This window comes from Trinickia symbiotica (genome assembly GCF_003028655.1).
Lineage (GTDB): Bacteria > Pseudomonadota > Gammaproteobacteria > Burkholderiales > Burkholderiaceae > Trinickia > Trinickia symbiotica_A.
In genome coordinates, this window is the sequence record NZ_PYUC01000003.1 from 161563 (window position 1) to 182315 (window position 20753).

The following is a 20753-nucleotide window of genomic DNA, read 5'->3' on the forward strand; positions in this document are numbered from 1 at the left end:
AAACATAGGTCATCAATGCGCAAGCCGCATGCCTTGGCGGTGTGGCGGTTCCAGTCCGCGCCGGGCCACGCGGCGGCAGCGCGCCGCAATAGCAAGGTAATTCGGTCTGAGCACCCGGTGCCGGCATGCCATCGCCTGAAGTTTTCTTTAAAGTTTGCGGCCGTGACTAGATCAGCGCATTGATGTCGCGCCTGTCCACGGACCAAATGGCTACCGCTCGGATCGCGTCAGACAAGCGTGCCGGCAGCTCGCTATCGCAATTGGAGACTGCAACGAATGACTATCGACAAGATGTTCGCGTTCGGCCTGACTTGCCTCGGCTTCGGCTTTATCCCGGGCCCCGCCCTGTTGCAAACGGTATCGCTGACGCTGCAGCACGGGCGCCGGGCGGGGCTGTTATCGGCCTTGGGAATTCACGTTGGCGCGTTCTTCCAGATCTGTCTGGTCGCTTTCGGAGCGGTTGTCGTTTTGCAAACGACCCCGTGGCTCTATCACGCGTTGCGGATAGTCGGCGGGGCCTATCTGGTCTGGCTTGGAATTGAGCGCTTGCGGACCAAGCCTGCTCACAACGTGCGGACGGGATTGCCGACCAGAATCGTCTTTTCAAGCGCATTCATCGAAGCATCGAACCCGAAGTCAGCGCTCTTTTACATGTCCTTTCTGCTGCAATTCGCCGACCCCACCGCATCGATCAATGTAGGGTGGCAACTATTCCTCCTCGGCGCGGCAGCAAACGCTTTCTTTACGATTGCCGACCTGGTCTGCATCGTTCTCGCACATCCGCTTCGCCGTAACGTTAGCTCGGAAGGGGCGGCGCTTACTCTCGGCCGGTATCTCTCCGGCGCGCTCTTCATAGCCCTCGGGGTCGTTGCGATCGTCGATAGATAACGCGCTATAGGCGGAATCGCATCACGCCGTCCGCGCCCTCGATGCGCACGAGCTCCCCCGCATGCCAGAGCAAATGCAAATGCGCGAGCGCTTCGCCCATCGCGAACGTCATCTGGTGAATATCGAGCTGCCGGCGGAACATGATCGGCACGATGTCGGCCGCGCTTTGCGGGCTGCGAGCGCAAGCTTCCCGCACCTCGGCAAGCCGCGCGTCGTGGTGCGTGCGCAACTGCTCGATGCGCGTATGCAGCCCGCGAAACGGCCGGCCATGGGATGGCAGCACGAGCGTATCGGCAGGCATCGACTCATACCGGCCGAGCGATTCGAGATAAAGCGCGAGCGGGTCGCCCTCGGGTTCCATGTCGAAGACGGACACATTCGTCGAGATACGTGGCAGCACCATGTCGCCCGAAATCAGCACACCCGCGCTTTCGCTGAAAAGCGCGCAGTGCTCGGGCGAATGTCCGTAGCCGGTGACGATGCGCCATTCGTGAGCGCCGATCGGCACCTTGTCGCCTTCACGCAGGCGCCGGTACTGCGAGGGCATCGACGGAACCAGATTCGAATAGTAGTCCTTACGATTGCGCAGCTTTTCGAGCGCCTCCGGATCCGTCACCCCGTGCCGCGCGAAATGGCGCGCCGCGCCCTCGCCGCCCGCGTTCGACCCGTCGCCGGCCGCCATCACGCGCCCCAGCATGTAATCGCCGAGCGAAATCCAAAGCCGCACGTTCCAGCGCTCGCGGGCGCCGCCGTTGCAGATCCAGTCCGCGAGCCCCAGGTGGTCGGGATGGCAATGCGTAACCAGCGTGCGAAGCACCGGCATACCTTCGAGCCGCGTGTCGAAGATGGATTCCCAATGTCCCTTGATGACGTCGCTCGCGATGCCGCAATCGATGACGGTCCACCCTTGGCGTCCATCGATCTCGTCGCGTAGCAACCAGAGATTGATATGGTCGAGCGCAAACGGCAGCGGCATGCGCACCCAGTAAATGCCGGGCGCCACCTCAAGCGTGGCGCCCGGCTCGACGAGCGTGTCGCCGAACGGATAGTCGAGTTGATGTTCGAGCGGATTCATCAGACGGATTGAGTCGCGCAGGTTGCGCTTTGTCGAAGTTGACGATAACGTAAACGTCGACCGATTCTACCCGATCCGGCCGAAAAGCCGCAGCCGCCCCGCGAGCGCCGCACGAACGCATGAATGCGCGAGCGCGTGAGCAGCGCGGGCACATGCCGGCCGAGCCGAAGCGAACATCATGAGCCAGCATTTCACGATCACCGAACTCGCGCGCGAATTCGACGTCACGCCCCGCGCCATTCGCTTCTATGAAGACCAGGGACTGCTCGCGCCGAAGCGGGAGGGCTCGGGCGGCTTGCGGCGCGTCTACTCGAGCCGCGATCGCACGCGGCTCAAGCTGACGCTGCGCGGCAAGCGCCTCGGGTTTACGCTCTCCGAGATTCGCCGGCTGCTCGATCTGTATGACTCGCCGACCGACACGGTACCCCAGTTGCGGGCGTTTCTCGCCACGATTGCGCAGCACCGCGAGGTGCTCGAGCGTCAGCTCGACGATCTCAACGCGACGCTCGGGGACCTAGCTCGATACGAAGCGCAGTGCCGAGCCATGCTCGCCGAAAACGGGGCGGCCGAGGCCGTGCGCGCATGAAGCACTTTCCGAAGCTCCTCTCCTCGCAGATCGGCTTCGACATGGCGCAGTCGATCCTCGAAGGCTTCAACGGCCACTACGGCGCTTTTCGCGAGGCCGGCACGCGGGCGAAGACGCTCTTCGAAACGGGCGACTGGCTCGGGCTGCAAAAGCTCGCGCGCGAGCGGATCGCGTCATACGACAACCGCGTCCAAGCCTGTGTCGAGCTGCTTCAGGACGAATACGACGCCGAAAGAATCGATGACGACGTCTGGCAGCAGATCAGGCTCCATTACATCGGACTGCTGACGAACCACCTGCAGCCCGAGTGCGCCGAGACGTTCTTCAATTCAGTCTGCTGCAAGATCCTGCACCGGTCGTACTTCAACAACGACTTCATCTTCGTGCGCCCCGTCATCTCGACCGAATATCTCGAGAACGAGGAGCCAGCCGCGAAGCCCACGTATCGCGCCTACTATCCCGGCAAGGACGGCCTCGCGGCGACGCTCGAGCGAATCGTCACGAACTTTCAGCTCGAAGTGCCATTCGAAAATCTCGCACGAGACGTCGCCTGCATCATCGACACCCTCCACGAGACCTACGGACCGTTTCAGGAAGCGTTCAACTTCCAGGTGCACGTGCTGTCGTCGCTGTTCTTTCGGAACAAGGCCGCGTATGTCATCGGCCGGATCATCAACGGTGAGCTGCTATTGCCGTTCGCCGTGCCGATCCGCCATGTGCGCCCGGGTTTGCTCGCGCTCGATACCGTGTTGCTCAGGCGCGAGCAGCTGCAGATCATTTTCAGCTTCTCGCATTCGTACTTCCTCGTCGACATGGCGGTGCCTTCCGCCTACGTCGACTTTCTCGAGACGATCATGCCGGGCAAGCCGAAGGCGGAGATCTATACGTCGGTCGGCCTGCAAAAGCAAGGCAAGAACCTCTTTTATCGCGACTTGCTGAAGCATCTCTCGCATTCGAGCGATCAGTTCATCGTCGCGCCCGGCATCAAGGGGCTCGTGATGATCGTCTTCACGCTGCCGTCGTTCCCTTACGTGTTCAAGCTGATCAAGGACAGCTTCCCGGCACCGAAGGAAACGACGCGTGAGAAGATCCAGGAAAAATACCTGCTCGTGAAGCGGCACGATCGCCTCGGCCGCATGGCCGATACGCTCGAATATTCAAGCGTCGCGTTGCCGCTCGCGCGGCTCGACGATGCACTCTTGCGCGAACTCGAAAGGGAAGCGCCTTCGATGATCGAATACGAAGGCGATTGCGTCATCATCCGGCACGTCTACATCGAGCGCCGCATGGTGCCGCTCAACATGTTCCTGCAAAATGGCACGGAAGCCGATATCGAGCATGCGGTCAAGGAGTACGGCGACGCGGTGAAGGAGCTTATCCAGGCGAATATCTTCCCTGGTGATTTGCTCTATAAGAACTTCGGCGTGACACGCCACGGCCGCGTCGTCTTCTACGATTACGACGAGATCGAATACCTGACCGACTGCAACGTTCGCCACGTGCCGCAGGCGCAAAGCGAGGAAGACGAGCTATCGGCCGAGACCTGGTATGCCGTCGGCCCCAACGACATCTTTCCCGAAACCTACGGAACGTTCCTGCTCGGCGATCCGACCGTGCGCCGCTACTTCATGCGCCATCACGCGGACATCTTCGATCCCGCGCTGTGGCAAAGACACAAGGAGCAGCTACTCAAAGGTGAATTGCCCGACTTCTTTCCCTACGACAGGGGCGTGCGCTTTTGCAATCGCTATCCCGAGCGCTTTCACGAGACTTCGCCCGGCGCCGAACCTCAGGCGAAGGACGAGCCGAGCCACGGCAAGCGAGCGGCTTGAACGGCCGCCGTTTCGCTCGCGGCATTCAATCGAGGACGCCAGTGTCCGGACCCGTATCAATCAAATCCACCGTCACAACGCATCATGAACGATCAAGACCATCCGCTCGCTCACCTCTTCGCCAACAACCAGTCGTGGGTCAAGCGCAAGCTGGCCGAAGACCCGCAGTACTTCTCGCGGCTCGCCGATCAGCAAACCCCCGAATACCTCTGGATCGGCTGCTCCGACTCGCGCGTGCCCGCCAATCAGATCATCGGCCTGCCACCCGGTGAAGTGTTCGTCCACCGCAACATCGCGAACGTCGTCGTCCATACGGACCTGAACTGCCTGTCCGTGATCCAGTTCGCCGTCGATTTGCTGAAGGTCAAGCACATCATGGTGGTCGGCCATTACGGCTGCTCGGGCGTCGGCGCGGCCCTGTTCGACAGGCGCGTCGGGCTGGCCGACAACTGGCTGCATCACATTCACGACGTGCGCGCGAAGCATGCGGCGCTGCTCGACGAGTGGCCGATGGGCGAGGCTCGGCATCGGCGTCTCGTCGAATTGAACACGATCGAGCAAGTGGTCAACGTCTGCCGCACGACGATCGTGAACGACGCGTGGGCGCGCAGCCAGCCGCTCACGGTGCACGGCTGGACCTACGGCGTGCACGACGGCCGCATGCGCAATCTCGGCATGACGATTTCGAGCGCCGAGATGCTCGGCAGTACTTACGAACGCTGTGTAGCCGCGCTCTCCGCCAAGCGCGCGAGCGCGGCCGATATCGACATCGTCGCCGCCGACGCCGCCGAACTGACGAAGGTCGAAGCGGTCGTCGAAGGCGTAATCAAGGAGATCAAGCATGACTGAAGCAAGAGAGAGGTCCAGCGATCCCGTCGTCATCGTCGCCGCGGCGCGCACGCCGATGGGCGGTTTCCAAGGCGAGCTCGCCGCGCTCGCGGCGCCGCGGCTCGGCGCCATTGCGATCGAAGCGGCGCTCGCGCGCTCGGGACTGAAGCCCGAGCAAGTCGACGAAGCGCTGATGGGCTGCGTGCTGCCGGCCGGTCTCGGCCAGGCACCGGCGCGTCAGGCCGCGCTCGGTGCCGGCTTGCCGCTTTCCACCGGCTGCACGACCGTCAACAAGATGTGCGGCTCGGGCATGCGCGCCGCCATGTTCGCGCACGACATGCTCGCCGCCGGCTCGGCCGATGTGATCGTCGCGGGCGGGATGGAAAGCATGACGAATGCGCCGTACCTGCTGCCGAAGGCGCGCGCCGGTATGCGCATGGGGCACGGCCAGGTAATCGACCACATGTTCTACGACGGGCTCGAAGACGCCTACGATAAAGGCCGCCTGATGGGCACGTTTGCCGAGGAATGCGCCGCTTCGTTCGGTTTCACGCGCGAAGCGCAGGACGCGTTCGCCGTCGAATCGCTCATGAGAGCACGGCGGGCCAACGAAGATGGTTCGTTCTCGTGGGAAATCGCGCCCGCGAAGATCGAAGGCCGCAAGGGCGACGAGGTCCTGATTGCGCGCGACGAGCAGCCATTCAAGTCCAACATCGAGAAAATCCCGACGCTCAAGCCCGCGTTCAGCAAGACGGGAACGGTCACGGCGGCGAACTCGTCTTCGATTTCGGACGGCGCGGCGGCACTCGTGATGTTGCGCGCGTCCACGGCCGAGCGGCTCGGTATCGCGCCGCTCGCACGCGTCGTCGGCCACTCGACGTTCGCTCAGGAACCGGCGAAGTTCACGACGGCACCCGTCGGCGCGATCCGCAAGCTCTTCGAGAAAAACGGCTGGCGCGCCAGCGACGTCGACCTGTATGAAATCAACGAGGCCTTCGCCGTCGTGACGATGGCGGCGATGAAGGAACACGGCCTGCCGCACGAGATCGTCAACGTGAACGGCGGCGCCTGCGCACTCGGGCATCCGATCGGCGCCTCCGGCGCGCGCATTCTCGTCACGCTCATCGGCGCATTGAGGAAGCGCGGCGGCAAGCGCGGCGTGGCGAGCCTGTGCATCGGCGGCGGTGAAGCGACGGCCATGGGAATCGAGATCGTCTCGTGACCCGCATCGGGCGATCGGGCATCCTCGGGCATCAGGCGGCGCTCGATCGGCTGAAGGCAAGATGCGGCGCGCCTGCCGCGCAGATTCTGCGGTCCGTTAGGAGTCCGAACAATGAAGACAGCACTGATCGTGGGCGCGTCGCGCGGCATCGGGCGTGAGTTCGTGCGGCAATACCGTGGCGCGGGCTGGCGCGTCATCGCGACAGCACGGGACGGCGAGGCGCTCGACGCGATCGAGTCCGACTTCGAAGCCGAGCCGATTCTGCTCGACGTGACCGAGCCCGATGACATCGACGGGCTGGCCGCCGTGATCGCCGACGAGAAGCTCGATGTGGCCATTATTTGCGCGGGTGTCTACGGGCCGCAGACGGAAGGCGTCGAGTCGTTCTCAGCCGACGATTTCGACCACGTGATGTCCACCAACGTGCGCGGCCCGATGCTTTTGCTGCCCGTGCTGCTGCCGCTCGTCGAATCGGTGGATGGGGTCCTGGCCGTGCTGTCGAGCAGAATGGGCAGCATCAGCGAGGCGACGGGAACGACGGGCTGGCTTTACCGCGCGAGCAAGGCCGCGCTCAACAGCGCGCTGCGCGTGGCGTCGCTGCAAACGCGCCGGGCGACTTGCATCGCGCTCAATCCCGGCTGGGTGCGCACGGACATGGGCGGAGCCAACGCGGCGATCGACGCTGAGCGCAGCGTGTCCGGCATGCGTCAAGTCATTGCGCAGGCGGGCGCCGCGCGGGCCGCTTTCAACGGCCGGTTCGTCCAGTATGACGGGACGCCGGTCGAGTGGTAGAACGAGACGGATCACACCTTCTCGCCTCATCCGTTCGATCGGGCTTTGATCAGTGACCCGAACGCAAGGCCTCACAAGGGCCGCCAATGCTGTAGACATAGCAATCCAAGGCAACCAGCCAGGAGACAAACGAATATGGTGCTCGACCAGGATCACACGATGATCCGCGATGCGGTGCGTACGTTCGTGCGCGATGCCGTCACGCCTTTCGCCGCGCAATGGGACCGGGAACGGACGTTTCCGAAGGACGTCCATCGGCAGCTCGCCGAGCTTGGCGCATATGGCGTGCTCGTGCCGCACGAATACGGCGGCGCGGGCCTCGACGCGCTCGCGCTCGCATTGATCCTCGAGGAAATCGCAGCCGGCGACGGTGGGACGTCGACGGCGATCTCCGTCAACAATTGCCCCGTGTGCAGCATCCTGCTCGCCTATGGCAACGACGCGCAAAAGCGCGACTGGCTGACGCCGCTCGCACGCGGCGAGATGCTCGGCGCGTTTTGCCTCACCGAGCCTCAGGCCGGCTCCGACGCCTCGGCGCTGCGGACCACGGCCGTGCGGGATGGGGACGCGTATGTCCTCAACGGCGTCAAGCAGTTCATCACGAGCGGCAAGCACGGCGATGTCGCGATCGTCATGGCCGTGACGGACAAAACCGCCGGCAAGCGGGGCATCAGCGCCTTCATCGTGCCGACGAATACCCCGGGCTACATCGTGGCGCGCGTCGAAGACAAGCTCGGGCAGCATTCGTCCGACACGGCGCAGATCGTGTTCGAAAATTGCCGCGTGCCGGCCGCCCAGCGCATCGGCGCCGAAGGCGAAGGGTATCGAATCGCGCTGTCGGGGCTCGAAGGCGGGCGCATCGGCATCGCCGCGCAAAGCGTCGGCATGGCGCGCGCTGCCCTCGAGGCTGCGCTAGCCTATGCGAAGGAGCGCGAAAGTTTCGGAGAACTGATTATCGGTCACCAGGCCGTGCAGTTCCGGCTCGCCGAGATGGCGACGCAGCTCGAAGCCGCGCGGCAACTGGTCTGGCATGCGGCCTCACTGAAGGATGCCGGCCAGCCTTGCCTCAAGGAAGCGGCGATGGCGAAGCTTTTCGCATCGGAGGCGGCCGAACGGATCTGCTCCGCGGCCTTGCAGACGTTCGGCGGCTACGGATACGTCACCGACTTTCCGGTCGAGCGCATTTATCGCGACGTGCGCGTCTGCCAGATTTATGAGGGCACGAGCGATATTCAAAAGATCTTGATTGCCAGGCAGCTCGAGTAAGATTCGGCGTTTTCGTTCCCCCAACACCACCAACGCCGGATGAACGCAAAGCAACCGACCGCGCCCGCCGCGGGCCTCTGCCCCTGCGGCGGCGCGGCACCGAACCGCCGGGCCGCGGCCGACGCGCCGCGCTTGGCCGACTGCTGCGGCCGCTATTTGAGCGGCGCGGCCGTGCCGCCTACGGCGCTCGAGGTGATGCGCTCGCGCTATACCGCCTATGTGGTCGGCGACACAGACTACCTCCGGGCGACATGGGATCCTTCGACCTGCCCCGCCGACCTCGCGGCCGACGTCGACGCGCCCGATGCGCCGCGCTGGTTGGGGCTCCAGATCAAACGTTTCGAAGCGCTCGACGATAGGCATGCCATCGTGGAATTCGTCGCTCGATTTAAAACGGGGGGTCGCGGACACCGGCTGCATGAGGTGAGCCGTTTCACGCGCGGCGACGATGGACGCTGGCGCTACGTGGACGGCGACGTAAGCGAGCGCTAACCTCGCTGCTCTGCCGTCGACCTTTCCATCGCTTTTCACCCGGTACGCCTGACGTCCAAGTCCGGCAAGCCCGGGTTCTCCTTTATTGCGCAGGCGAATATCGGCGGGCTACGATTGGGCTCGCTTGTGACGTGCATCGTTCAGACGAATCGTTGCTAGCCGAAGGCATTCGCCGCCGGTTGCAACTGCGCTTGGGGATGGATAGGACTCCCTATCGATTTTTCGAGCGCAACGGGTGCGCGTCACATTCCCGCGCTTTTTCGCCACCGATTGCCGGCGACGCCTCGTCGCACGACCAATGGGACGAATTGTGACCATTGCCGGCCTTTTTTCGAGCAACGGCCCAGCGAAGTGAGCGCGGATACTGATCCGGGATGGACGAGAGAGGGACCATCGCCGTGACAACCGATTTTCTGAGCAGGCGCGCATGAGTTGGAAAAAAGTTTGGGTTGGATTGGCATGTGCGTGCGCATGGGTGAGCGTCCATGCGGGCTCGAACTCAACGAAGCAAGACGTCGCACTCGCCACCAGCCCCGGTGGGCCGCTCTCGGCCGCGAACGTGGCACGACTGGAGTTCGGCGAGTCGGACATGCCCGTCCTCGCCGCCGATCTCAATGAGCGCGTCGTCCGCGTTCCGGTCGACAGCGCGGGCTCGACCACGCTCGAAACCACGATCTTCAAGCCCAACGGTCCGGGACCGTTTCCGATGATCGTCTTCAATCACGGCAAGATGGCGGGCGACCCCCGCGCACAGGCGCGCAGCCGTCCGCTCGCGTTCGCGCGCGAGTTCGTGCGCCGCGGCTATGTCGTCGTCGCCCCCAATCGCGAAGGCTTCGGCAATTCCGGCGGCACCTACCGCCAGGAAGGTTGCGACGTCGAAAAGAACGGCGACGCGCAAGCCGACGATGTCGCCGCCACGATTGCCTACATGTCGAAGGAACCGTACGTCGATGCTTCGCGGATCGTCGTGGCCGGCACGTCGCACGGTGGGCTGACGGCGATCGCTTACGGCATGCGCGCGGCGCCCGGCGTGCGCGGCCTCATCAATTTCTCCGGCGGACTGCGGCAAGACGCCTGCTCCGGGTGGCAGGACAACCTCACGAACGCGTTCGAAGCCTACGGCGAGAAGGCGCGCGTGCCGTCGCTCTGGCTCTATGGCGACAACGACTCGATCTGGACGCACGATCTGACCGAGCGCATGTATGCGGCCTATGTCGGTCACGGCGCGAGCGCGAAGATGATCGACTTCGGATCGTACAAGAACGACGCGCACCGGCTTGTCGTCGATCGCGACGGCGTACCAATCTGGTGGCCCTCCGTCGACGCGTTCCTCGCGCGCATCGGCATGCCGACGCGGCCCGAATACCAAGTCGAAACGCGCCCGATGCCGCAAGCGACGGGTTACGCGGCCGTCGATTCGGTCAACGCCGTCCCCTACCTCGATTCGGCGGGCCGCGCGGCATACAGCAAGTTCCTGCATCAATTCCCGAGCCGCGCCTTCGCGGTCGCGAGCTCCGGTGCCTGGTCGTGGGCGGAGGGCGGCGACGATCCGATGTCGGTGGCGCTCGCTAATTGCAGCAAGGAGAACCACGGCGAGCCCTGCCAGCTCTATGCGGTCAACGACTCGGTGGTCTGGAACGACGGCACGCAAACAGCGTCGTCATCGCGCGGCAACGACACGAGCGGTGTCGGCGGTACCGGCACCGTTGCCCATCCCTCGCTTGCCAGCCGCTGGTAAGTCTGCCATTGCGATTCGCTCAACGGCGCGCGGCTGACCGCCCGCGCCGCTCGCGTTTTTCATGAATTTTGCCGGCGTACCGCGTCACTCTGCCGTCGTCAACGTCATTCAACGTTTGCGATCTGCTCCGAAGCGTCCCGAGCTGCGTCGAACGGCCGGCAAAACGCGCCGTTCGACGCGGCACGGAATGCGTGCATCGTCCAACGGAACGCGCTACTCTCACGTCCGCCTTGGCTCGCATGCCGCGACGAACGCGCGCATCGCGAGCTCGCAAAGCGATGGACAGGTCCGCGTTTTCCTCGCGCGGACGCAACGGACGAATTTTCGAAGCGTATGAACGTTGACGCTCTCAACCAAGTAAAGAGTACGGGCTTCACGACGCACGGGCGCGCAAGCAGCCGGCCAGACGAAAGCGGCGCTCAGGAATGGGCTGCACGTAGCCTCGCGGCGATCTGGCACCCGTGCACGCAGATGAAGCATCACGAGCGGCTGCCGCTCGTTGCCGTGGCGCGCGGCGAAGGTGCATGGCTCTTCGATCACGACGGGCGCCGATATCTCGACGCGATCAGCTCATGGTGGGTCAATCTGTTCGGTCACGCGAATCCGCGTATCAATGACGCGTTGAAGGCGCAGCTCGACATGCTCGAACACGCGATGCTCGCGGGCTGCACGCATACGGCCGCCGTCGAGCTCGCGGAGCGGCTCTCGCGGCTCACGCGGGGGACGCTCGGCCATGCGTTCTTCGCGTCGGACGGCGCATCGGCCGTCGAAATCGCACTGAAAATGAGCTTCCACTACTGGCGCAACAGCGGCTTGCCCGAGAAGCGCGAATTCGTCTGCATCGCGAACGGCTATCACGGCGAAACGATCGGCGCGCTCGGCGTCACGGACGTCGCGTTGTTCAAGGACGCTTACGATCCGCTGATCCGTTGCGCGCACGTGGCGGCATCGCCCGATGCGCGCCTCGCGCAGCCGGGTGAGACAGCCGTCGACGTGGCGCGGCGCGCGCTCGAAGACGTCCGCGCGCTTTTTGAATCGCGGGCCGAACGGATCGCGGCACTGATCGTCGAGCCCCTTGTGCAATGCGCGACCGGCATGGCGATGCACGACCCGTCGTACGTCGCCGGCCTGCGCGCGTTGTGCGACGAATTTCGCGTGCATCTGATCGCCGACGAGATCGCCGTCGGCTGCGGACGCACAGGGACGTTTTTCGCCTGCGAGCAGGCGGGCGTCTGGCCCGATTTCCTCTGCTTGTCGAAGGGAATCAGCGGCGGCTATTTGCCCTTGTCGATCGTGCTGTCGCGCGACGAGGTGTTCGCCGCGTTCTACGACGACGATACGACACGCGGCTTCCTGCATTCGCATTCCTATACGGGCAATCCGCTCGCTTGCCGCGCGGCGCTCGCGACGCTCGATCTCATCGAAGCCGACGACGTGCTGGCCGCGAACGAGACGAAATCGTCGGCACTTTTCGCGGCGCTTGGCTCGCTCGCCTCGCATGAGAAGGTGCGTCATCTGCGCCGTCGCGGAACGCTGATCGCTTTCGACGTCGCCCTCGAAGGCGATGCCGCGCGCACCTTCTCGCGACGCTTCTTCGCCAACGCGCTTGCGCGCGAGCTGCTGATGCGTCCGATCGGCACGACCGTCTATCTAATGCCGCCATATATTTTGGACAACGAACAAATCGCATGGCTCGCCGCGCGAACGCGCGAGACGTTCGAAGCGACGCTTGCGGGCGAGGAGCGCTGATGCATTTGCTCGATTCGCTCCGAGAAGGCCTCGCCGATCTCGATGCACGCGGCCTGACACGCCGCCGGCGCACCGCCGGAACGCCCTGCGGCGCGCATATGCGCGTCGACGGACGCGAGATAGTGGGCTTCGCGAGCAACGACTACCTCGGCCTCGCCTCGCACCCGAAGCTGACGGCCGCGCTCGCCGAGGGCGCCAGACGCTACGGCGCGGGCAGCGGCGGCTCGCATCTGCTCGGCGGCCACTCACATGCGCACGCGCAACTCGAAGACGATCTTGCGGCGTTTTGCGGCGGCTTCGTCGATGCGCCGCGCGCCCTCTCCTTCAGCACCGGCTATATGGCGAATCTCGCCGTGCTGACGACGCTCGCCGGCCGCGACACGACCCTTTTCTCCGACGCGCTCAACCATGCCTCGCTGATCGATGGCGCACGGCTCTCGCGCGCCGACGTGCAGATCTATCCGCACGGCGATACGGCTGCCCTCGCGGCCATGCTGGAAGCCTCCGATTCGAGCGCCAAGCTGATCGTGACGGACGGCGTGTTCAGCATGGACGGCGACATCGCCCCGCTCGCCCGTTTGCTCGCGCTCGCCGAGCGGCATGGCGCGTGGCTCGTCGTCGACGACGCGCACGGCTTCGGCGTGCTCGGGCCGCAAGGGCGCGGCGTGCTCGCCGAGCATGCGCTGCGCTCGCCGCATTTCGTCTACGTCTGTACGCTGGGCAAGGCGGCCGGTGTGGCGGGAGCGGCCATCGTCGCGCACGAGACCGTGATCGAATGGCTCGTACAGCGCGCGCGGCCCTATATCTTCACGACGGCCGCGCCGCCCGCGGTCGCTCATGCCGTTTCGGCGAGCCTCGAATTGATCGGAAGCGATGAAGGCGACACCCGCCGCGCGCATCTCGCGACGCTGATCGAGCGCACACGCGCCATGCTTCGCCGAACGCGCTGGCAGCCCGTCGATTCGCAAACGGCGATTCAACCGCTCGTGATCGGCGACAACGAAGCCACGCTGGCGCTCGCCGCGCGCTTCGACGCCGAGGGGCTTTGGGTGCCGGCGATTCGGCCGCCGACGGTGCCGGCCGGCACGTCGCGGCTTCGCATCTCGCTGTCGGCCGCGCATTCGCTCGACGATCTGGCCAGGCTCGAAGCAGCGCTCTGTCGAATCGACGAGGGAGGCCAGGCATGAACGCGCCGCTCTCGCTCTTCGTCACGGGTACCGATACCGAGATCGGCAAGACCTTCGTCTCTTGCGCCCTGCTGCACGGCTTCAAGCGCGCGGGCCTGCGCGCCGCGGCGATGAAACCGATCGCGGCCGGAGCCGTCGAGCGCAACGGGCAATGGCACAACGAGGACGCGGATCAGCTCGACGCCGCCGCCGGCGTTTTGCTGCCGCCCGAACTGCGCACGCCGTATCTCTTGAAAGCACCGGCGGCACCGCACATCGTCGCCGCGCATGAAGGCGTCGCGCTCGATATCGCCCACATCGTCCAGTGCCACGCGCAAGCAGCGAAGCTCGCCGATATCGTCGTCGTCGAAGGCGTCGGCGGTTTTCGCGTGCCGCTCGACGACGAACACGACACGGCTGACCTCGCCCGCGCATTGGCACTGCCCGTCGTGCTCGTCGTGGGCGTGCGCCTCGGCTGCATCAGCCATACGCTTCTGACGGCGCAAGCGATCGCCGCGCGAGGACTGCGCATCGCCGGCTGGGTGGCGAACGTCGTCGACCCAGCCATGCTGTACCGCGACGAAAATATCGATACGGTGCGCAAATGGCTCGCTCGCGAGCACGATGCGCCGCTTCTCGGCATCGTCCCGCATCTGGCACCCGCTTCGCCCGAGCAAGCCGCGCAGACGATCGATATCGCAGGACTCCTAAAGATCTTGCGTACTCAGCCGCCGCCGAGTTAGCGCCGCTTCCTCCCATCACCGCTTACGCGAATTTTGACGAATTCGGAACGACGACCCCACAGCGTTCCCAAGCCTCGAAGGATCGACGATATGACTCAAGCCCAAACCGAAAGCGCGTCGCCGATGGCCGCACCGCAAACACCCGATACCGTTCGCTGGCGCGTCGGAGACGTTGCGGCGCTTTACGAGCTGCCGTTCAACGATCTCCTCTTTCGCGCTCAGCAAGTGCACCGCGAGCACTTCGACGCGAACGCCGTGCAACTTTCGACGTTGCTGTCGATCAAGACGGGCGGCTGCGAGGAGGACTGCAAATACTGCTCGCAGTCGTCGCACTATGAAACGGGCCTCAAAGCCGAGAAGCTGATGGACATCGGCGAGGTCCTCGCCGCGGCACGCACGGCGAAGGATAACGGTGCGACGCGCTTTTGCATGGGCGCCGCGTGGCGCAGCCCGAAAGACCGCCACCTTGAGCCGATCAAGGAAATGATCCGCGGCGTGAAGGCGATGGGCCTCGAAACCTGCGTGACGCTCGGCATGCTCGAGGACCATCAGGCGAAGGCGCTGCGCGAAGCGGGCCTCGACTACTACAACCACAACCTCGATACATCGCCCGAGTTCTATGGGCAGATCATTTCGACACGCACTTACCAGGACCGGCTCGAAACGCTCGAACGCGTGCGCGACGCAGGCATCAACGTCTGCTGCGGCGGCATCGTCGGCATGGGCGAGTCGCGCCGCGAGCGCGCGGGGCTCATCGCGCAACTCGCGAACATGGACCCCTATCCCGAATCCGTGCCGATCAATCATCTCGTTGCGATCGAAGGCACGCCGCTCGGCGAAGTCGAGCCTCTCGATCCGTTCGAGTTCGTGCGCACGATCGCCGTGGCGCGCATCACGATGCCGCGCGCGATGGTGCGACTCTCGGCCGGCCGCCAGCAAATGAACGATGCCGTTCAGGCACTTTGCTTCATGGCCGGAGCCAACTCCATCTTCTACGGCGACGCGTTGTTGACGACGGGCAATCCGCAGGCGGACGCCGATCGGAAACTCTTCGACCGCCTTGGCATACGCGCGCAGAGTGCGGAGCATCTGCCGGCGGTGCAAGACACATGCAAAGAGGCATGCCGCAACGGCTAAAGTCCGTTGCGCGGCTTCGCGAGCGGGGGGCGAGAAAGTAAAATGACAGGGTTCGCCCCTTCGTTCAGAGACTCGCCGCCCGACCGTACGCAGCACGCATGAAGATTCTCTTTCACACGCCGCAGGCAAACGAAGCCGACCATTGGCTGCCGTCGCTCGCACGCGCGCTACCCGGCGCGCATCTACGTGCATGGGAGCCCGGCGACGTGGCCGATGCCGACTACGCGCTCGTCTGGCGTCCCCCGCGCGAGCTGTTCGCGCGGCGCGCCGGGCTCAAAGCGGTCTTCAATCTCGGCGCGGGCGTGGATGCTTTGCTGTCGCTCGAGCGCGAAGCGCCGGGCACGCTGCCGCATGGCGTGCCGATCGTCCGGCTCGAAGATACGGGGATGGCGGCACAAATGGCCGAGTACACGACATACGCGGTGCTACGCTACATGCGCCGCTTCGACGAATATGAACTCGCGCAGCGGCAGGCCGCTCCGAGCTGGCGCGAACTCGCGCCGCATGCGCGCGAAACATTCACGGTCGGCGTGCTCGGGCTGGGCGCGCTCGGCGCGCACGTCGCGCAGGCCCTGGCATCGCTCGGCTTGCCCGTGCGCGGCTATAGTCGGAGCCAGAAAACATTGGAGGGTGTCGAAACGTTCTCGGGCGAAGCGAATCTCGACGCGTTTCTCGAAGGGCTCAAAGTGCTCGTCAATTTGCTGCCGAGCACGCCCGATACTGACGGTATCCTGAACCGTCGGAGGTTCGCGAAGGTCGCGCACGGCGCCTATCTCGTGAACCTCGCACGCGGCGCGCATCTCGTCGAGGCGGACTTGCTCGACGCGCTTGCGCAGGGACGGATCGCCGCGGCCACGCTGGACGTGTTCGCGACGGAGCCGCTGCCGCCCGATCACCGCTTGTGGCGGGAGCCGCGCGTGACGATCACACCGCATATCGCGGCCTTGACGCTGCGCGAGCCGGCCATCGCACAGATCGCGCAAAAGATCGCCGCGCTCGAGCGCGGAGAGCCGATCGGCGGCATCGTCGATCCGTTGCGGGGGTACTGACAGAACAACATCGCGAAAATCGATCGGCAGTCCTTACGAATCGACTGGAGAATGACATGTCCTTGCCTCGCGCAGTGAAGATCGTCGAAGTCGGCCCGCGCGACGGGCTGCAGAACGAGAAGCAGCAGGTGCCGGCCGCGGTGAAGATCGAGCTCGTCGATCGGCTCTCGGCGGCAGGGTTTCGCAACGTCGAGTCGGCGTCGTTCGTGTCGCCGAAGTGGGTGCCCCAAATGGCCGACGCCGCCGAGGTGATGGCGGGCATCGCGCGCCGGCCCGGCACGATCTATTCGGTGCTCACGCCGAACCTGAAGGGCTTCGAAGGCGCGCTGGCTGCGCAGGCCGACGAAGTGGTCATCTTCGGGGCCGCGAGCGAGGCTTTCTCGCAGCGAAACATCAATTGCAGTATCGCGGAGAGCGTTGCGCGCTTCGAGCCCGTCGCGCGAGCCGCGAAAGACAACGGTCTGCGGCTGCGCGGCAGCATCTCGTGCGCGCTCGGATGTCCCTATCAGGGAGACGTGCCGGTACCCGCGGTCGTCGACGTGGTGCAGCGTTTCGCCGAACTCGGCTGCGACGAAATCGACATCGCGGACACCATCGGCGTCGGCACGCCGAAGCGCACGCATGAGGTGTTCGCGGCGGTGACGAAGGTTTTTCCGCGCGAACGGCTCTCGGGGCACTTTCATGACACTTACGGTCAGGCGCTCGCCAACATCTACGCCTCGCTGCTCGAAGGCATCGAGATTTTTCATGCGTCGGTGGCAGGTCTCGGCGGCTGTCCTTACGCGAAGGGCGCGACAGGAAACGTCGCGACGGAGGATGTGCTCTATCTGATGAATGGCCTTGGAATCGAAACCGGCATCGATCTCGATCAAGTCGTCGACATCGGCCACTTCATCTCGTCGGCGATCGGCCGACCCAACGCGTCGCGCGCCGGCCGTGCATTGCTCGCGAAGCGAAATGCGGCGCAATGCAGCGAAGCGAGCGAGCAGGCGTGAGGTGACGCGGCCTGCGCGCGCCGAAAGAATCGACAATAGCGAACAACAACGATCGATATGAACAACGAACGATTGACCCCTACGAACGCGCCCGAAGTGGCGGATGCGTCCGAACCGCTCGCCGCATTGCCCGAATCGGCGCGGCGCGTCGCCCTGCTGCTGCGCGAGCGCGGGCATGAGAAGCCCGTCGTCATGTTGCCTCAGACGGGCAAGACCTCGGCGGAAGCAGCGGCAGGGCTCGGCTGCACCGTCGCGCAAATCGCGAAGTCGATCCTCTTTCGACGGCGCGACGACGATATGCCCGTGCTCGTCATCGCGAGCGGCGCGAATCGCGTCGATGAGGAAAAGGTCGCCGCGCAAGTCGGTGCGGTCGCGCGAGCGGACGCGAAGTTCGTGCGCGAGAAGACGGGCTATGCGATAGGCGGCGTCTGCCCGATCGGGCACGTCACGCCGCCCATCACGCTGATCGATGCGGACCTGTTGCAGTTGGACAGCCTCTGGGCGGCGGCCGGCCATCCTCATGCCGTCTTCAATCTGTCGCCGCAGGAACTGATCGGACTGACGGACGCCCCCGTCGCCGATGTGGCTTTGCGCGATTGAGAGGCCAAAAAAGAAAAGCCGCTCGTCAAGAATGGCGAACGGCGCAATGTACGACGTGATCAGCGTCACCGTCATCATACCGATGCGCCTTGGTTGAGCGCATCGGGGAATTCCCTGCGAATACTCTATAACCCGGTTTCACTCAAATTTCACTTGCGTGCGAAGAGCCGCGCGGTAGCGATGCCCGGCGCGGCACCACGCGCCAACCCAGATTGACCCCTGCGGCGGCAACCAGAATCAGCGCGGCACCGAGCAGTTGGACCCAGGCCAGCGTTTGCCCGAACGCGACATGGTCGACGACGATCGCGACTACCGGATAAATGAACGAAAGCGCGCCCGTCATCGCGGTCGGCAATCTTTGAATCGCGCCGTACAGCAGCACGTACATGAGGCCTGTGTTGACGATGCCGAGCGTGGCGAGGTCCGCCCAAGGGCCCGCAGTTCTGGGCAACGCATGAAAATCGACGAACGGCGCGAGCGCGAGCGCGCCGAGCGTCACCTGGATCAGCGCGATCAGATGCGGCGCCGTGCCCTTGAGCTGCTTCGTCACGATCGACGCGATGGCGTAGAAAAATGCCGCGCCGAGCGCATAGGTGATCCCTTCGAGATATTGACCGGGCACGGCAAGGACGGCCGGCTCGACGCGCACGACGAAGACGAGCCCGACGAAGGCGGCGGCGAGCCAGACTGCGATCGACGCAGTGATGCGCTCGCGAAAGACGAGCGCGCCCAACGCAACGAGCATGAACGGCTGCGTATTGTAGGCGGCCGTCGCCATCGAGATCGACGCGCGCGAGTAGGCGGCGAAGAGCAGAATCCAGTTGGCAACGACGGCCGCGCCGCCGGCGACGGCGAGGCCCGCGATGCGCCACGACAAAGCGTCGCGCCGGAGAAGGCCCAGCCACGCGCAGATGAGCGCAAGCGTGATGGCGCCGAACACGCAACGAACGAATACGACGGCGACAGGCGGCTCACCCGACTTCACGACGAGCCAGCCCACCGTACCCGATATCAACATTGCGACGGTCATCTCCAACGCGCCGCGTCGGATTTCCTGGTTAGCCACGGATGCCTCGACAAAAGATGCTTTCGATACGATGCAGTCTAGCGGTTACGTGAGGCGCAAGACATGGCTAAACTAAGGCGATAAAAGCTTTCTGACTTTTTATCGAAGGCAAGAGATGCCGAAACGCCTTTATGAAGCTGGCGCGGGATCGGCGCCCTCCACCGGCGCCACCGTGCTCGACGAGATCGATCGCACGTTGCTGACGCTGCTGGCCGAGAACGGCCGTGCGGCAGTGGCCGATCTTGCGCGCGAGGTCGGCTTGTCGGCGCCGAGCACGGCCGAACGTCTGCGCCGCCTCGAAACGCAGGGTGTCATCGAGCGCTTCACGGTGCAAATCGACCCGCGCGCGCTGGGCTATACGATGCAGGCCATCGTGCGCGTACGGCCATTGCCTGGCCAACTGCATCTCGTGGAGGAGGCGATCCGGCGGATTCCGGAATTCGTCGAATGCGACAAGGTGACGGGGGAGGATTGCTTCGTCTGCCGCCTTTACCTGCGTTCGATCGACGAACTCGACGATATCCTCGCGAAGGTGACCGATCGCGCCGAGACCAACACGGCCATTATCAAATCGACACCGGTCGCACGCCGCCTGCCGCCGCTCCAGGCGCCGGCGTCCACGCCGCGGCCCGCCAAGCGCGGCATGCGTTAGCGTCGACGCAAGAGGCGTCGTGGAAGCCGCGCTCGCACGGTTGCCAGACGGCGGCACCGTCGCGCGAGGCTCGAATCGCGTGTGCCCCTAATGCCTCGTCCGGGTTTCGCCAAGGTCATCGGACTCTCGCGCCTCGAAGAAGTCGAGCATTTCAGCGACGAGCGCATCGGCTGCTTCCTCGGGAATGAGACTGCCGCAATCGAGCGCGTGGCCGCTTGCGTCGCGGGCCATGCGCTGCCATTCGCCGATGGGATCGGCACATTGACCGACGGTGCTTCGGGCGCCCCACAGAACGCGCAGCGGACACGCCACGCGACGACCGCGCTCAAAGTCCGCGCGATCATGTTCGAGATCGATCGAATCAGCTGCTGCCAGCTCGGCCGCGCCGTCGTAGTCGGTGATCGAAGGAGCCGTATCGAGCAACATCAATCGATCGACTGCATCGGGATGATCGAGCGCCATCCGGTGCGCGACACTCGCCCCCCACTCATGCGCGCAGACGAGGAAATGCTCGAAGCCGAGCCGACGCATGACGTCCACCTGATCCTGCGCCAAGGCTCGCTTCGATACGCGGCTCGCCGCATCCTCGCGCTCGGGCTCGACTGACGATCCGTAGCCGCGCAGGTCCGTCGCGATCACCGTGAAATGCTGCGCGAGCGGTTGCGCGCACCGATGCCAGATTTCGTGCGTTCGCGGATGCCCATGCAGCAGCAACAACGGCGCCCCCGAACCGCCCTTGAGACCGAATATCGCTGATCCCCCGGTGGCCACACGAAACGGAGTAAAGTCGGCGAAAGTCATTGCTCCGCTCCATTGTTTTGCAGGTAGCCTCTCATTCTACGGACGCCGAAGTTGCGCGCCCGTTCGCTGCGCCACG

At 64.5% G+C, this 20753-nt stretch carries 20 protein-coding genes; 17 read left to right on the forward strand and 3 right to left on the reverse strand.

The genetic code is table 11. The annotated features are described in order from the left end of the window. Positions 1-276: 276 nt before the first annotated feature. The gene (locus C9I57_RS06810; RefSeq protein ID WP_107149878.1) at positions 277-888 is read left to right on the forward strand and encodes a LysE family translocator; all 612 of its coding nucleotides are present in this window, start codon (positions 277-279) and stop codon (positions 886-888) included. Positions 889-892: 4 nt separating this feature from the next. On the opposite strand, the gene C9I57_RS06815 is transcribed toward C9I57_RS06810, so the two are convergent. After that, on the reverse strand, positions 893-1963 hold the full coding sequence (locus C9I57_RS06815) for an MBL fold metallo-hydrolase (protein ID WP_107149879.1): 1071 nt from the start codon (positions 1961-1963) through the stop codon (positions 893-895). A gap of 178 nt (positions 1964-2141) precedes the next feature. Between C9I57_RS06815 and C9I57_RS06820 the strand changes: the two genes are divergently transcribed. The 15 genes from C9I57_RS06820 (at position 2142) to C9I57_RS06890 (ending at position 18158) form a co-directional block, all read left to right on the forward strand. Beyond that, positions 2142-2549 carry a MerR family transcriptional regulator gene (locus C9I57_RS06820; RefSeq protein WP_018441105.1) on the forward strand — a complete coding sequence of 136 codons (408 nt, stop codon included), beginning with the start codon at positions 2142-2144 and terminating at the stop codon, positions 2547-2549. Beyond that, positions 2546-4381, forward strand: a complete 1836-nt coding sequence (gene aceK / locus C9I57_RS06825; protein ID WP_107149880.1) for a bifunctional isocitrate dehydrogenase kinase/phosphatase — start codon at positions 2546-2548, stop codon at positions 4379-4381. The genes C9I57_RS06820 and aceK overlap by 4 nt, the downstream gene beginning before the upstream one ends. A gap of 84 nt (positions 4382-4465) precedes the next feature. Next, on the forward strand, positions 4466-5230 hold the full coding sequence (gene can / locus C9I57_RS06830) for a carbonate dehydratase (RefSeq protein WP_107149881.1): 765 nt from the start codon (positions 4466-4468) through the stop codon (positions 5228-5230). Continuing rightward, positions 5223-6431, forward strand: a complete 1209-nt coding sequence (locus tag C9I57_RS06835; RefSeq protein ID WP_107149882.1) for an acetyl-CoA C-acetyltransferase — start codon at positions 5223-5225, stop codon at positions 6429-6431. Before can ends, C9I57_RS06835 begins: the two co-directional genes overlap by 8 nt. A gap of 111 nt (positions 6432-6542) precedes the next feature. After that, positions 6543-7223: an SDR family oxidoreductase gene (locus C9I57_RS06840; RefSeq protein ID WP_107149883.1), complete on the forward strand. Its 681-nt coding sequence runs from the start codon at positions 6543-6545 to the stop codon at positions 7221-7223. Positions 7224-7358: 135 nt separating this feature from the next. Next, a complete protein-coding gene (locus C9I57_RS06845; protein WP_107149884.1) occupies positions 7359-8489 on the forward strand; it encodes an acyl-CoA dehydrogenase family protein in 1131 nt (376 codons plus the stop codon). Between the two features lie 39 nt (positions 8490-8528). Then, positions 8529-8981 (forward strand): YchJ family protein, encoded by a 453-nt coding sequence (locus C9I57_RS06850; protein ID WP_107149885.1) that lies wholly within the window; start codon positions 8529-8531, stop codon positions 8979-8981. A gap of 427 nt (positions 8982-9408) precedes the next feature. Then, positions 9409-10719 carry a dienelactone hydrolase family protein gene (locus tag C9I57_RS06855; RefSeq protein WP_107149886.1) on the forward strand — a complete coding sequence of 437 codons (1311 nt, stop codon included), beginning with the start codon at positions 9409-9411 and terminating at the stop codon, positions 10717-10719. Between the two features lie 333 nt (positions 10720-11052). Then, a complete protein-coding gene (gene bioA, locus C9I57_RS06860) occupies positions 11053-12468 on the forward strand; it encodes an adenosylmethionine--8-amino-7-oxononanoate transaminase (RefSeq protein WP_258187543.1) in 1416 nt (471 codons plus the stop codon). Then, a complete protein-coding gene (gene bioF / locus C9I57_RS06865) occupies positions 12468-13655 on the forward strand; it encodes an 8-amino-7-oxononanoate synthase (RefSeq protein WP_107150170.1) in 1188 nt (395 codons plus the stop codon). Before bioA ends, bioF begins: the two co-directional genes overlap by 1 nt. Further along, positions 13652-14377 (forward strand): dethiobiotin synthase, encoded by a 726-nt coding sequence (gene bioD / locus C9I57_RS06870; protein WP_107149888.1) that lies wholly within the window; start codon positions 13652-13654, stop codon positions 14375-14377. The genes bioF and bioD overlap by 4 nt, the downstream gene beginning before the upstream one ends. A gap of 90 nt (positions 14378-14467) precedes the next feature. Further along, a complete protein-coding gene (gene bioB, locus C9I57_RS06875) occupies positions 14468-15514 on the forward strand; it encodes a biotin synthase BioB (protein ID WP_107149889.1) in 1047 nt (348 codons plus the stop codon). 98 nt (positions 15515-15612) lie between these two features. After that, positions 15613-16563, forward strand: a complete 951-nt coding sequence (locus C9I57_RS06880) for a 2-hydroxyacid dehydrogenase (RefSeq protein ID WP_107149890.1) — start codon at positions 15613-15615, stop codon at positions 16561-16563. A 56-nt stretch (positions 16564-16619) separates the two neighbouring features. Further along, positions 16620-17558, forward strand: coding sequence for a hydroxymethylglutaryl-CoA lyase (locus C9I57_RS06885; RefSeq protein WP_107149891.1), 939 nt, complete (start codon positions 16620-16622; stop codon positions 17556-17558). 57 nt (positions 17559-17615) lie between these two features. After that, positions 17616-18158, forward strand: a complete 543-nt coding sequence (locus C9I57_RS06890) for a YbaK/EbsC family protein (RefSeq protein WP_258187544.1) — start codon at positions 17616-17618, stop codon at positions 18156-18158. Between the two features lie 142 nt (positions 18159-18300). Here C9I57_RS06890 and C9I57_RS06895 read toward each other — a convergent pair whose 3' ends face one another. After that, a complete protein-coding gene (locus tag C9I57_RS06895; RefSeq protein WP_107149892.1) occupies positions 18301-19224 on the reverse strand; it encodes a DMT family transporter in 924 nt (307 codons plus the stop codon). Between the two features lie 115 nt (positions 19225-19339). On the opposite strand from C9I57_RS06895, the gene C9I57_RS06900 reads away from it, so the two are divergent. Then, positions 19340-19876 (forward strand): Lrp/AsnC family transcriptional regulator, encoded by a 537-nt coding sequence (locus C9I57_RS06900; protein ID WP_107149893.1) that lies wholly within the window; start codon positions 19340-19342, stop codon positions 19874-19876. Positions 19877-19963: 87 nt separating this feature from the next. Here the strand turns inward: C9I57_RS06900 and C9I57_RS06905 are convergent, their stop codons facing one another. Then, a complete protein-coding gene (locus tag C9I57_RS06905) occupies positions 19964-20677 on the reverse strand; it encodes an alpha/beta fold hydrolase (protein WP_107149894.1) in 714 nt (237 codons plus the stop codon). Positions 20678-20753: the final 76 nt, after the last annotated feature.